General features: G+C 74.6%; 10 protein-coding genes. 5 read left to right on the top strand and 5 right to left on the bottom strand.

Annotated elements, in window-relative coordinates:
- Position 1: 1 nt before the first annotated feature.
- Both WMF31_RS31260 and WMF31_RS31255 read right to left on the bottom strand, forming a co-directional pair.
- Positions 2-634 carry a hypothetical protein gene (locus WMF31_RS31260; protein WP_436606625.1) on the bottom strand — a complete coding sequence of 211 codons (633 nt, stop codon included), beginning with the start codon at positions 632-634 and terminating at the stop codon, positions 2-4.
- Positions 634-1710, bottom strand: a complete 1077-nt coding sequence (locus WMF31_RS31255; RefSeq protein WP_436605442.1) for an AAA family ATPase — start codon at positions 1708-1710, stop codon at positions 634-636. The genes WMF31_RS31260 and WMF31_RS31255 overlap by 1 nt, the downstream gene beginning before the upstream one ends.
- Before the next feature lie 79 nt (positions 1711-1789).
- Here WMF31_RS31255 and WMF31_RS31250 point away from each other — a divergent pair, with 79 nt between their 5' ends.
- Complete coding sequence (locus tag WMF31_RS31250) at positions 1790-2242, top strand: hypothetical protein (protein WP_436605441.1); 453 nt, start codon at positions 1790-1792, stop codon at positions 2240-2242.
- 73 nt (positions 2243-2315) lie between these two features.
- Here WMF31_RS31250 and boxB read toward each other — a convergent pair whose 3' ends face one another.
- Positions 2316-3755: a benzoyl-CoA 2,3-epoxidase subunit BoxB gene (gene boxB, locus WMF31_RS31245; protein WP_436605440.1), complete on the bottom strand. Its 1440-nt coding sequence runs from the start codon at positions 3753-3755 to the stop codon at positions 2316-2318.
- A complete protein-coding gene (boxC, locus tag WMF31_RS31240) occupies positions 3752-5488 on the bottom strand; it encodes a 2,3-epoxybenzoyl-CoA dihydrolase (protein ID WP_436605439.1) in 1737 nt (578 codons plus the stop codon). The genes boxB and boxC overlap by 4 nt, the downstream gene beginning before the upstream one ends.
- A 150-nt stretch (positions 5489-5638) precedes the next feature.
- Between boxC and WMF31_RS31235 the strand changes: the two genes are divergently transcribed.
- Both WMF31_RS31235 and WMF31_RS31230 read left to right on the top strand, forming a co-directional pair.
- A complete protein-coding gene (locus WMF31_RS31235; RefSeq protein WP_436605438.1) occupies positions 5639-6529 on the top strand; it encodes a shikimate kinase in 891 nt (296 codons plus the stop codon).
- 29 nt (positions 6530-6558) lie between these two features.
- Positions 6559-8238, top strand: coding sequence for a glycogen synthase (locus WMF31_RS31230; RefSeq protein WP_436606624.1), 1680 nt, complete (start codon positions 6559-6561; stop codon positions 8236-8238).
- 186 nt (positions 8239-8424) lie between these two features.
- On the opposite strand, the gene WMF31_RS31225 is transcribed toward WMF31_RS31230, so the two are convergent.
- Entirely contained in the window at positions 8425-9573 is a 1149-nt protein-coding gene (locus WMF31_RS31225) for a DUF3829 domain-containing protein (protein WP_436605437.1), read from the bottom strand.
- A gap of 197 nt (positions 9574-9770) precedes the next feature.
- Between WMF31_RS31225 and WMF31_RS31220 the strand changes: the two genes are divergently transcribed.
- Both WMF31_RS31220 and WMF31_RS31215 read left to right on the top strand, forming a co-directional pair.
- Positions 9771-10577 (top strand): hypothetical protein, encoded by an 807-nt coding sequence (locus WMF31_RS31220; RefSeq protein ID WP_436605436.1) that lies wholly within the window; start codon positions 9771-9773, stop codon positions 10575-10577.
- A gap of 158 nt (positions 10578-10735) precedes the next feature.
- Entirely contained in the window at positions 10736-13381 is a 2646-nt protein-coding gene (locus tag WMF31_RS31215; RefSeq protein WP_436605435.1) for a hypothetical protein, read from the top strand.
- Positions 13382-13414 lie beyond the last annotated feature (33 nt).

The raw sequence follows: 13414 nt of genomic DNA, 5'->3' as shown, positions 1-13414 counted from the left end.
GCTACCTCGCGCTACGGCCGGCCCGCCGTGGCAGCACGGCCCGCGCGCGCGCGAGCCACTCGGTGAGCGAGGTGGCGTCCGGGGGGACCGCGTCGAGATCCGCGTCCGCGGCGACGCGCACCATCGCGGCGCCGTCGTCCGGCATCATACCCTTGGCGGCCAGCATCGCCTGCGCCCTGAGCGGCGAGAGCTCCTCCGTCGCCCGCTCGCCGAGGAGCGCGAGGATCCAGCCCGCCAGCGCCGGCACGGCCACGCCGCCGATCACCTCGGGCGGCGCGGACAGGATCGAGGAGACGCGCCGGATGCCCTCCTCGACGGCCTCGCGGCGCGCAGGGTCACGATCGAGGTCGCGGGAGAACACGAGGACGTCGCACCCCGCCTCCTGCGCGTCGAGCGCCGCGCCGAGCACGTTGCGCGTGTCCTCGTGGAGCACGCCCCGCGCCTGGACCTTGCGGATGCTCCTCCACGCGCGGGCGCCGCCGATGACCCACCCCGACGGCTGCACGCGGGAGAGCAGCGTGGAGAGCACGCCGGGGCGCCTGTCGGACTGCTGCGCCGGCGCGCCGGCGCGGCTGCCGAGCTCGCCCTCGCCTTCGCCGACGAGGAAGACCCTCGTCCTCTCGGGCCGCCACATCACGGCCGCGGGCCTCCGGCGAGGAGCGGCGCCTCGTCCACGCCGTTCGCGTAGCTCAGCCAGAGCTCCCCGAGCGCGTACACCCGCGCGCGATCCTCGAAGCCCGGCGTGTCCACGATGCGCGTCGCCCGCGTCCCCTGCTCGCCGGCGCGGGTGACGACCGTCACCTCCTCGGGCTGGAGCTCGTTCACGACGAGCGGGCTGTGCGTCACGAGGAGGACCTGGGTCCGCTCGGAGGCGATGCGGAGGGCGCGGATCACCTCGGCGATGCGCGCGGGGTGGAGCCCGCGCTCGGGATCCTCGACGAGGAGCAGGGGCGCGGGATCGAGGTGCGGCAGCACGGCGAACGCGAGGTAGTAGAGCAGGCCCTCGCTCATCTGGGCCGCCGGGACGACGGCGCCGCCCTCGAGCTTCACGCCGATCGCCTTGGTGGCGGGGCTCGGGTTGACGAGGTGGACGCCCTTCACGCCGGGAAAGAGCCGGGTGAGCTCCTCGTTGAGCGCGATGTAGGCCGACAGATCGCGGCTGATGACGGCGTCGTAGACGGCCGGCAGGCCGGTGCCGCGCTCGTCGGCGAAGCGGAGCGGGTGCCCGTCGGGGATGAGCGGGTGCGGGGCCCGGAGCGCGTCGGGATCGAGGCGGAGCGCCTGGGCGCCGCGCAGGGCCTGGACGATCTCCGGCGCGGGGCGCCCGGGGCCTGGCCCGCGCTGCGCGGCGTCGTCCTCGTCCGCGTCGTCGAGCAGGGAGGGGGGCTCGAGCTCCCCGGGGAACGACATGGCGCGGTACCGCCCCGCGGCGTCGAGCTCCACGCGCCAGGTCGTGCCCGCCGCCGACACCTCGAACAGCGAGCCGCCCGGGGCCGTGCTCGCCGGCGCGTCGCGCCCGGGCGCGTCCAGGACCTCCGCCCCGAGCGCCCGGTCGAGGACGGACGAGAGCGTCCGCAGCGCGCGCAGCACCGTGCTCTTGCCGCTGTCGTTCGGCCCGATGAACGCGTGCAGCGGGGTGAGCGCCAGGGTCGCGTCGTGGACGCAGCCGTAGCCCTGAATACGGAGCCGCTCGACATAGGGTCGGTCCATCGGCGTCCACGCCAGCATACCCGCCCGATCGGGGGCAGGGAACTTGGCCCGTCCTCGCCGGCCGCTCTAAGCCGCGGTCATGCGCCGCCTCCCGCCGATCGCGCTCCTCGTCCTCGCGCTGGCCGTCCCCGTGGGGATCGGCCTCGGCGGAGGCGAGGCCAGCGCCGGCGTCGCCTATGCGTCGCCTTACACCTTCGAGCAGACCTTCGGCACGGCGCTGCGCCTCGTGCGCGTCGATCTCGGCTTCGAGATCGTCGAGAAGGACCCCGCGGCCGGCTACCTGCTCTTCGAGTACCGGAGCCCGGAGAGCGGCGGCAAGGCGACGCAGGGGGCGATCGAGATCGTGGACGGCCGCGCCGGCGTGCACGTCGCCGTGCAGCTCCCCGCGATGCCGCAGTACCACGAGCAGGTGCTGCTGGACGGGCTGGTGAAGAAGCTCGTCGCCGAGCACGGCGAGCCGCCGAAGAAGGCGCCCCCGCCGCCCGCCGACGCGGGCGCGCCGCCCGCGGACGCCGGGGCGCCGCACGGGTGACCGCGTCTTCCGGGGGGGGCGCGCCCCGGTGAGCGCGGGCGCCGGCGGGCGGCGCGCTCCGCCGGCGCGCGCTCTATCCGCCGCGCCGCACGTACTCGAAGTCGACCGGCTTGCCCTTGATCCCCCTCGCCGGGGCCGCGATCCAGTTCGCCATCTGCTTCGGATCGAACACCGGCTCCTCCATCAGGCTCCTCACGTACGCCTCGTCGCTCGCGGTCGGGAGCCACTCGTCGCGGCGGCGCTCCCACGCCTCCCGCGAGAGCGGGTTGCCGTCGACGTCGAAGAAGAGCCCCGCGTGGATGCCCGCGTGCCGGTGGAAGCGCCGGCTCGGCAGCCTCAGCCGGAACGGGACGCCCGCCTCCTCGATCATCCTGTTCATCTTGTCGACGCCGCGCTGCGAGTCGCTCACGTACTCGTCGCGCAGCACCTCGTTCATCGCGTTCCGGAGCGGCACCTCCTCGCGCCGCCACCCGGAGACCGCGCCGCCTCCGGCCGCGAGCGGCACGTCCATGGGGTAGACGCCCTCGATGGCCCTGTGATCGTCGTACGACGCCTCCTTCGCGCGGCCCTTCACGCTCGAGGCGAAGAACGACGCCGCGTTCGAGGAGATCTCCCCGCCGAAGAGGTCGAGCGACAGCGAGTACCAGAGGTTCAGGTACCTCTGCACGGTCGGCAGATCGATGCCCCCCTCGGCGCGCGCGTCCTCGTTCCTGTTGCGCTTCATCAGCTCGCACGTCCGCTGGACGACGCGGAGCAGGCCCGTCTCCCCGACGAACATGTGGTGCGCCTCCTCGGTCAGCATGAACCGCGTCGTGCGCGACAGCGGATCGAAGCCGCTCTCCGAGAGCGCGAGCAGCTGGTACTTGCCGTCGCGATCCGTGAAGTACGTGAACATGAAGAACGAGAGCCAGTTCGTGCACGGCGCGTTGAAGGCGCCCAGGATCCGCGGCCTGTCCGGGTCGCCGCTCCGCCGCTCCAGCAGCGCCTCCGCCTCCTCGCGGCCGTCGCGGCCGAAGTGGCTGTGCAGGAGGTAGACCATCGCCCAGAGGTGCCGCCCCTCCTCGACGTTCACCTGGAACAGGTTGCGGAGATCGTAGAGGCTCGGGCAGCTCTGCCCGAGCAGCCGCTGCTGCTCGACGCTCGCCGGCTCCGTGTCCCCCTGCGTCACGATCAGCCGGCGCAGCATGGTCCGGAGCTCCCCCGGCACCTCCTGCCACGCCGGCTCGCCCAGGTGATCGCCGAAGCCGATCGTCCGGCCCGGCACCGGATCGGCGAGGAAGATGCCCCAGCGGTAGTCGGGCATCTTCACGTAGTCGAAGTGCGCCCACCCCTCGTGATCGACGCTGATCGCCGTGCGCAGGTACACGTCGTCCGCCTGGAAGCCCTCGGGCCCGGTCTCCCGCCACCAGTCGAGGAACCTCGGCTGCCACGCCTCCAGGGCGCGCTGGAGCTTCCTGTCGGACGCGAGGCCGACGTTGTTGGGGATCCTCTCGGAATTGACGACCGCGCTCACGTCCGCCTCCAGTCGAGCTCGGGCCGCTCCGGTCGCCCGTACACGGTCAGCGCGCCCCGCGGCCCGACCGCGTTGGGGCGCTGGAAGATCCAGTTCTGCCAGGCCGACAGCCGGCCGAAGATCTTCGTCTCCATCGTCTCCGGCCCGCAGAAGCGCAGGCTCGCCTCCATGCCGGTGAGCGCGTCCGGCGACAGGCTCACGCGCTCCTCGACGGCGAGTCGCACCTCGTCGTCCCAGTCCATCGCGTCCGGCGTGAAGGTGACCAGGCCCTCCTCGAGCGCCTCCTCGGCGGACAGGAGGCCCGCCCTCTCCCGGAGCGCGGTGACGCGCTCCGGCGCGCCCAGGAAGCGCGACGCGAGCCGCGTGAGGCCGTTCGACATCACGAGCGGGCCGAAGCTCAGGGAGCTCAGCCCCACGAGCGCCGCGGCCTCGCCGTCCCCCCCGCCGTCCAGCATGTAGGACCGGTCCGCCGCGAGGGCGAGCTCGAACAGGCTCCCCGCGAAGCACGAGCCCGGCTCGATCAGCGCGAACACGCTGCGCGCCGTGAGGTCGAGCCGCTTGAGCACGCGGCGCATGTGGAGCAGCACCTCCCGCGCGAACCAGTCGTCGCGGCTCGCCCACAGCGCCTCGTCCGCGGCGCGCACCGCGTCCGGCGAGCCCTGCGTCCGGAGCAGGACGAGGCCTACCGCCTCGTGGTTGAAGCGCAGGTCGAGCAGCGCGTCGTCGAGCTCGCGGAACGCGCGCAGCGCCCACAGGTCCGCGCCCGCCCCGCGCAGCCCGGCGGCGTCCGTCGGCCCGCCGCCGTCCGGCCCGCGCACGCAGAGCTCCGCCGTCCGCGCCGCGCGGTCCACCCGCAGCGCCACGTGGCGGTACTCGCTCACGACGACGCCGCCCTCCTCGGCGCGCCGCGGATCGAGCGGCGTGAGCGTCACGCCCGGCCCGGCCCTGTCCGGCGTCGCCGCCGCGAGCTCGGCGGCGCGCTGGGCCACCGCCTGCTCGAAGCGGCTCTTCGGGATCGCCCGATCGACGAGGCCCCACTGCTCCGCGCGCTTGCCGCGCACCCCCTCGGCCAGCGTCGAGAAGACGTCGGCCAGGTCGCGCCGCACCTTGCGCTTGTCCACGAGCCGCGTGAGCCCCCCCGTGCCCGGGAGCACGGCGAGCAGCGGCGTCTCCGGGAACGACACCGCGCTGCTCCCGTCGTCGGCGAGGAAGATCTCCTCGCACGCGAGGGCGAGCTCGTACCCGCCGCCCGACGCGACCCCGTTCAGCGCCGCGAGGTAGTGCTGCCCGCTCTCCGCGCACGCCTCCTCGAGCGCGAGCCGCGTCTCGTTCGTGAACTTGCAGAAGTTGACCTTGAAGGCGTGCGTCGACGACCCGAGCATGTAGATGTTCGCGCCCGCGCAGAAGATCCGCGGCTGCGCGCTGGTCACGATCACCGCCCTCACCTCGGGGTGCTCGAAGCGCAGCCGCTGCACGATGTCGGCGAGCTCGATGTCGACCCCGAGGTCGTAGCTGTTCAGCTTCAGCGGGTAGCCGGGCCGCATCGGCGCGTCCTCGACGACGTCCATCGAAACGCGCGCGATCGCCCCGTCGAACGAGAGCTTCCAGTGCCTGTAGCGGCCCGGCCCCGTCTCGAAGCGGACGGGCGGCGTCGCCTCGCCGGACGAGCTCTCTTCCCGGGCCCTGGTCTGCGGCGCGGCCGCCGCGGGAGGAGCAGAGGAGGTCGCTTCCATACCGTCAGCCCACCACCCTGCGACCTTGCGGTCAAGCAGTATAGTGCTTGTCGGATCGGACCTCATGAAATATAGTGCATCAACGAGATGCCGCCCCGCGCCCGCGAGACGCCGCGCCAGGAGCGCGCGCAACCGTACGTGGGACAGCACGTGGACCAGCACGCGGGACAGCGCGCGGAGCAGCGACCCGGACGAAGCCCGGGCGCCGGACCGGACGGCGTCGGGGGCGGCGCGACGCCCATCCTCGCGCACCTGGGCGGGCGGCTCCGGCAGCGGCGGACGGAGCTCGCGCTCACCCTGCGCGAGCTCGCGCAGCTCGCCGGCGTGAGCGAGCGCTTCCTGGTGCAGCTCGAGGGCGGCCGGGCGAACGTGTCCGTGGCGCGGCTCGAGGACATCGGCCGCGCGCTGGGCACCTCGGCCGCCGCGCTGCTCTCGACGGGCGAGCTCGCGGCCGAGGCCGCGCCGGGCCGCTCTTCCGGCGAGGCGGAGGCGGGCGCGGGCGCTCCGCTCCTCGCGCTGCTCGGGCTGCGCGGGGCGGGCAAGACCACGATCGGCGCCCGCGCCGCGGCGCGGCTCGGGGTGCCGTTCCTCGAGCTCGACGGGCTCGTCTCGGCGCGCGCCGGGATGAGCCTCGCGGCGCTCTTCGAGATCCACGGCAACGCGTATTACAGGCGGCTGGAGCGCGAGGAGCTCGCGCGGCTCGAGGGCGCGCGCGCCCGCGGCGTCGTCGCCACGGGCGGCGGCCTGGTGACCGATCCGGCGACGTTCGAGCAGCTCCGGCGCGCCGCCGTGACCGTCTGGCTGCGCGCCACGCCGGAGGATCACTGGCGCCGCGTCGTCGAGCAGGGCGACGCGCGCCCCATGGCCAACCGGACCGACGCCATGAAGGAGCTCCGGGCCCTGTTCCAGGCGCGGCGCGCGCTCTACGAGCAGGCCGACTTCGTGGTCGACACATCGGCGCTCGGACTCGCGCGCTCTGTCGATCGCGTGGTCAAGATCGCCCGTGAAGCTGGTAGAAGGAACGCGACGCGCTCGCCCTGATCTTGTGGCGCGCTCCCCCTCCCATGTCCATGCCGCGCCTGAAAATTCTCTTCGTGGTATCCGAATGCGTCCCCTTCGCCAAGACGGGCGGCCTCGCCGATGTCGCCGGCGCGCTGCCGATGGCGCTCGCCGCGGCCGGTCATGACGTGCGCGTCGTGCTGCCGGCGTACCGCGTCTGCAAGCGTTACCTCGCGCACCAGGCGGCGCTCGCCGAGCTGCCGCCCGAGGGCACGCGGCCCCTCGCCGCGCCCGCCGTCGCCGCGCAGGCCGCGGCCGCGGCCGCGACGTCCGCCGCCGCGCTGGCCGACGCCGCGCCGTCCCCGGCCGCGCCGGCGCGCGTCGCGGCGGCGGCGGAGCAGGGCGGGGGCGCGGCGCCGCCGCCGGAGCGGTTCGCGCCGCGCCGGCTCCCGGCGCCGCTCGGCGTGCCGCTCGGCGGGGGCGAGGCGTGGGCCGCGGTCTGGGAGACGCGCCTCGATCCCGGCGCCCCGGGCGCGCCCGCGCCGCGCGTGTACCTGCTCGAGCACGACGTGCTCTTCGATCGCGACGGCATCTACGGCGACGCGCACGGCGAGTTCGGCGACAACCTCGCGCGCTACGCGCTCCTCTCGCGCGGCGCGCTGCAGCTCTGCCACGCGCTCGGCTTCTGGCCCGACATCGTGCATGTCCACGACTGGCAGGCGGCCCTCGTCCCGCTCTACCTGAACGTCCTCGAGCACCGCTCGCCGCTCGGGCGCGCCGCGTCCGTGCTGACGATCCACAACCTCGGCTACCAGGGCTGGTTCGACAAGATGCAGCTCCCCACGACCGGGCTCGGGTGGGATCAGTTCCACAGGTTCTGCCTGGAGGCGTACGACAGCCTGAACCTGCTCAAGGCCGGCATCTACAACGCCACGCTGGTCTCGACGGTCTCGCCCCGGTACGCGCAGGAGATCCAGACGCCGGAGGGGGGAGAGGGGCTCGACGGCGTGCTCCGCGATCGCGGCACGGACGTCATCGGCATCCTCAACGGCATCGACGACGCGGTCTGGAACCCCGCGACCGATCCGCACATCGCGGCGAACTACTCCGCCGAGGATCTGAGCGGCAAGCGCCTCTGCAAGGCGGCGCTCCAGCGCGAGATGGGCCTCGACGAGCGCCCCGAGGTCCCGCTCCTCGGGCTCATCAGCCGCCTGGCGACCCAGAAGGGGATCGACATCCTCGCGGGCGCGCTCGACCACATCCTCTCGCTCGACGTGCAGCTCGTCGTGCTCGGGTCGGGCGAGCGCTGGGCCGAGGATCTCTTCTCGCGGCTCTCCGGCTCGAGCGATCGCGTCCGCGTCTACGTCGGCATGAACGAGGGGCTCGCCCACCGCATCGAGGCGGGCGCCGACCTCTTCCTCATGCCGTCGCGCTACGAGCCGTGCGGCCTGAACCAGCTCTACAGCCAGCGCTACGGGACCTTGCCGATCGTGCGCGCGGTCGGCGGGCTCGACGACACGGTCGAGAACAACATCACGGGCTTCAAGTTCGAGGAGATGTCGTCCATGGCGCTCGGGAACACCGTCGCCTGGGCGGTGCACGTCTACCGCGCCGATCCGGCGTTCTTCCGGACGATGCAGCTCCGCGCGATGAAGAAGAACTTCGGCTGGGCGCACGCGGCGCGGCAGTACGAGGCCCTGTACCGCCTCGCCATCTCCCGCCGGACCGGCCGGCCCGTCGGCTCTCTCTAGATCGCCCGCGCGCCCCGTGGGTGGGGCTGCCCCCCTGGGGGCTCACCTCCGGGGCCTGCGTTCCGGCGAGCCCCTTTCGTGGCTCGCCTGCACTCCGGCCCCTCCGGGGAGCCCCCAGGGGGCGGCCCCACCCACGGGGCGCGCTACCGCCATGAGGGCGCGTTTCTGCGGCGCCGCGCGGGCGCGTTACTCCTTCTGCGGCGCCGGGGCGGCCGGGGCGGCGGGCTTCGCGGTCGAGGCGCCGGCCTGCCGCATCTGGCTCCTGAGGGAGCGGGAGTGCGCCCGGTGCTTGCCCTCGATGAGCGACACGAAGCGCGTGATGACCGGCAGGAACAGGCTGGGGGAGGAGATCCCCTTGTCCGTCAGCTTGGGCTCCGCCGCCTTCACGTCGTTGATGAACGCCTCGAACGTGGGCGCCATGATCTTGGACCACGGGTCGGTCTGGTTGCTCGTGCCGTGGGCCTTGAGCGCCGCCGCGGACGCCTCCAGCTTCTGGACCGCGGCCTTCACCGCCGCGGTGTCGACGCTCTTGCCGGTGAGGATCAGCATGAGCGCGCGCGCGTCCTCGAGGGCCGTGATCGCCGCCTTCCTCCCCTCGTCCGCCGTCGAGAGATCGGGCGGGTGCGACGCGTGCCACGCGGACACCACGGCGCCGAGCTTCTCGGACTGCGCATCGAGCTTCTCGAACCCCTCGAGGAGCTTCTTGTGGAGCTCCTTGCCCTTCTCGAACTTGTCCTTCTTGTACTCCTCGCGCTGGTAGTAGTTGGCCGCGGCCGCGATGCTCTTCGCGAGATCGGTCGCGAACGGCGCGTACTCGGCGAGCACGGGGTCGACCTCCGGCATGGGCGGGTCCTTGAGGCTGACGGCGACGGTGCAGGCGCGCGCGTTGCGCTCGTGCGGCGCGCGCGCGCTGAAGTTGAACGGCCGGCGGCGCGCGTCGACCCGGGACGGCCCGGCCTTGGCCCCGGGCGCGGCCGGCTTCGCGGGCGGCGCGGCCTTGGCGGCGTCGCCCGGCTTGGTCTGATCCTCGATGCCGAAGCTCGGGATCTTCTTCTCGCTGGGCTCGTCCTTGCCGAGGCTCGCGAGGTACGCGTCGCGGGCCTGCTTCAGCGAGAGCGTCCCGAAGTAGCAGACGTCGACGCGGTACTCCTTCATCGACTGCGGATCGACCCGCGCGATCGACGACACAGGCGTCCGCAGCTTCGCCTTGCCCTTGTTCGCCGCCGCGGAGCTGGCCGGCTCCGGCTGGGGAGGCGGCGGGTCTTCCTTGCAGCCGGCGGCACCGCTGGCGACGAGCACGAGCGCGATGGAACAGAGAGACCTGACGGAAATCATTCGGTGTGCCTCCTCGGCTGGTGCAAGAACGGCCGCATCATGCCCAAGCCGGCGGCGCTTGCAACACCGGCCAGGGGGCGGGAACTTGCCGAAGGTGTCGGGCGAAACCCGGCTCCAGCCCCAAACCCGCACGCTGACCGGGTTCTTCCGGGCGTCCGCTGTGGCTGCTGGAACGATCAGGGTCTAAGGTCCGCCGCGTGAAGCTGCGAAGCCTGACGCTGGATGAGCTGACCATCGATGACGAGCGCTCGTTCCGACACGTCGCGCTCTACGGCGATCTCAAGCAGGCGCTCCTGCGCGACGGGTACCGCTTTCGCGTGCCCGAGGCCGACGCGAGCTGGGATCGGGTCGTCTTCCTGAACCTGACGTTCTGGAGCGCGAGCGAGCAGGGCGACCTGATCCCGGGCGATCACCTCGCCGCGGACGTCGTCGCGCACGTGGCGTGGCACCACCTCGCCCATCGCGCCCTCTCGGGCGCCGGCGCGCCGCCCAGCGCGGAGGCGCTCCTGCTCGCCGAGGCGATCGCGAGCGCGTTCGATCTGTACCTCGTGGGTCGCCTCCTCGGGCACGCCCCGGACGCCGAGTTCCTGGCCACGCAGGTGCCGGCGATGGCCGAGGCGGCCGAGGCCGCCGGGCTCTCCGACGCGGGCTTCGAGGCGCTCCTCGCGAGCGTGTCCGCGGATCCGGAGCGCGCCTTCGAGGACCTCCGCGCCCTGCTCTTCGACGTGACGACGGCGCTCCGGCCCTGCGACAGCCTGAGCCGCGCCGCCGAGATCCTCGCCGGCTTCGACGCGCACCGCTTCGCGCCGCTCCTGCACCACTACGAGCTGTCGAACTGGATCCTGTCGACGCGCCCGCTCCCGTCGTCGCCCGATCCCGGCGCGCGCGCCGTCGACGCGGCCCTGCGGAGCGCGCCGGTCGCGCTGGCGTGGCTGGAACAGCGCTGGGTACGCCCGCCCGCTCCCGTGCCGCCCACGAGCCGCGACGGCGCGCCCTCCACGTAGGGCGGAACAGGGCCGGCGCGCCCGTGCCCGTGGACGGCCGCCCTGGTCGCCGGTGAAGAACATTTGCCTGGGATGACGAGCTGGGCGATCCTCGGATCAAGGTGCAACTCGCCTGCTCTCACTGCAGGACCTACGTGGAGATCGGGGTGGGACGTGAGATGCGTCCGTCCCTGCCATTTATTTGCAAGTCTTGCCGTACGAAGAGCAAGCCGTCGGTGGTGGACCGGGGAGGGGGCGCCGGAAGAGAGAGCGCTGACGAGCCGCGCTCCTCGTCGTTGCTCGCGTCGGGCCTCGCCAGCGAGCGCGCGGGGCGGGCGCCGTCGAGCGATCCCGGGCGCGCGAGGCCGCCCTCGGGGCGCACCTCGGCCCGGGATCCCGGGGCGTCGAGCGGGCCCGAGGAGGCCGGGCGCTCGCCTTCCGGCGCGCCGGGCCCGCGCGGGTCGGACCCCGCGGGGGAGCCGGAGCGGCGCGCGGCGTCGGCTCCGGCCAGGCGGCGGCCCGCGCTCACGCTCGCGGAGCGGATCGCGCTGCAGGAGCTCGAGGAGCTCCGCGCCTCGCAGGAGCCGGAGCGGCAGGCGCATCCGCTGGATTCGCTCGACGCCGCGGCCGAGGCGTCGCTCGAGCATGCGGTGGTGACGCCGGACGGCGGGCTGGGCTCGCGCGAGGGCCACGGGCGGTCCAGCACGTTCGCGGGCGCGCCCCGGGAGGGCGCGCGCCGCGCCTCCACCATGTCGTTGCCGGCGGTCGGGCGGAGCCCGTCCGCGCTCCCTCCCGCCGACTCCGATCCCGTCTCGATCCAGGATCTCGCGCAGATGCTCTCCCCCGGGGTCGAGCCGCCCTCGTTCTCGCGGAGGGCGGACGCCGCCGGCGACGAGCGCGCGAGCCATCCCGCGCCGGTCCCCGAGGCCGTCGCCGCGCCCCGCGCCGGCGCGCAGGCGAAGGTCCCCGTCCGGCCGCCGGCGCGGCGCGATCACCGCACCGCCACGGCGGCGGCGCGGCAGCGGCCGGTCCAGCGCGCGAGCGGGATCCCCCGGCCAGCGGCGGCGCCGCCCGAGATGCCGCCTTCGCCGCTGTCCGAGATGCCGCCTTCGCCGCTGTCCGAGATGCCGCCGGCGCCGCTCTCGAGCGACGAGAGCCGGCCGTCGTCGCCGCGATCCGCGCCCGAGCTCCGCCTCCAGGACGTGCAGGCGATGGCGGCGCTCGCGCCGATCCCGCAGCCCGCGCCCTCCGAGCGGCGCACCCGGGCGGGGCTGGGCGCCCTGCAGCCCGAGGGCGCCTCTCCGGCGGATCTCGCCCTGCTGGAGTCGCTCGTCCCGCCGTCGACCCCGGTTCCGCCGCCGCACCCGGGCCCGCCGCCGCTCCCGTCCTCGCCGCGCGCCGCGGAGGAGCCGCGGCGAGAGCGCGCGAGGCCGCCGGCGGCCGAGGCGCAGCCGGCCGCCGGCGAGCGGTGGGAGCAGGGGAGCGGCGATCGCCGCTCGCGCGAGCCGGCGGAGCGCACGAGCGGCGTGGTCAGGACGGCCCGCGCCGCGGGCGACCGCGCCAGCCAGACCGATCTCCAAGCGCGCGCCGGTCGCAAGGAGGACTCGGGCCTGATCGACCTGCGCAGCATGTCGCAGCCGCCCGGCGCGGAGGATGGCGAGCGCCGCGGCGGCGGTGTCCGCGCCGACCGCGTCGATGAGGAGATCCTGAGCATCAGCGGCGGGCTGTTCGAGGGCGCTGCCCCGCGGAGCTCGTCCCCCCTGCTCGCCATGCCGTCCGGCGATCCTGACCACCTGGCGCCGGAGGGGCATTCCTCTCCCGGGGACGAGGCGCCGGTGGAGACGCCGTCGCGCACCTCGATGACGGCCGGCTCCCTGGTGTCCGATGGGTTGCGCGCCCTCTCGGCCCAGGCGTGGCGCCAGCACGCGGCGGTCGTCGGCTGGGTGCTCGCGGTCTTCGTCGTGTTCGGCGCGGCGCTGTACTTCACGATGTCCCGCGGCAGGTCGCAGGGCGCCGGGACGGCCCAGGTCGATTCCGTGACCGGCGGCGCGCTCGCCGCGGTCCCGCCGGAGCCGGACGAGGCGCCGTCGCCCGCGGCCGGTGCGGCGCCGGCCGAGGATGGCGCCGACAGGGAGCCATCGCTCGACGACGAGCCGATCGCGGACCCGCCGGCCACGGATCCCGACGGGGCCGAGCAGGGGCCGGCCGCCTCCGCCGCCGACCTGCCGAGCAAGCAGGCCGCAGCGCCGACTCCTGACCCGGCGCAGGGGGGAGCGGCGCCTGCGCCGAGCGCCGCGCCGGCCGCGCCGAGCGCCGCGCCGGCCGCGCCTGCGCCGAGCGCCGCGCCGGCGGCGCCTGCGCCGAGCGCCGCGCCGGCGGCGCCTGCGCCGAGCGCCGCGCCGGTGGCGAGCGCGAGCCCGGACGCGGGCGAGAAGAAGCCCGAGGCGCCCGCAAAGCCCGCCGACACCAGCGCGCAGCGCGCCCCCGACCGCCCGAAGACGGCGGCCAAGGCCCCGCCGCCGCCGCCCGCGCCGCTGCTTCCGGTGCGGGATGAGCCCGCGCGCTTCGACACGAGCGCGGCGAGCAGCGCCCTCGCGTCGGCGGCCGCCGTGGCGGCCGGGTGCCCCGGCAACGGGCTCACCGGTACGGCCCGCGTGGCCGTCACCTTCTCGCCCTCGGGGAAGGCGATGGCGGCGCGCGTGGAAGGGGGCGACCTCGTCGGGACGCCCGTCGCCGGGTGCATCGCCGGCGCGTTCCGCAACCTCACGGTGCCCCCCTTCGAGGGAATTCCGGTCACCGTGATGAAGCAGGTGAAGATCCGCTGACGGCGGGCAGAAAGCTTCCTATCCTCCCGCCGC

It is taken from the genome of Sorangium sp. So ce1036 (genome assembly GCF_051369805.1).
GTDB lineage: Bacteria > Myxococcota_A > Polyangia > Polyangiales > Polyangiaceae > Sorangium > Sorangium cellulosum_F.
This window is presented reverse-complemented; position numbering and strand designations above follow the sequence as displayed.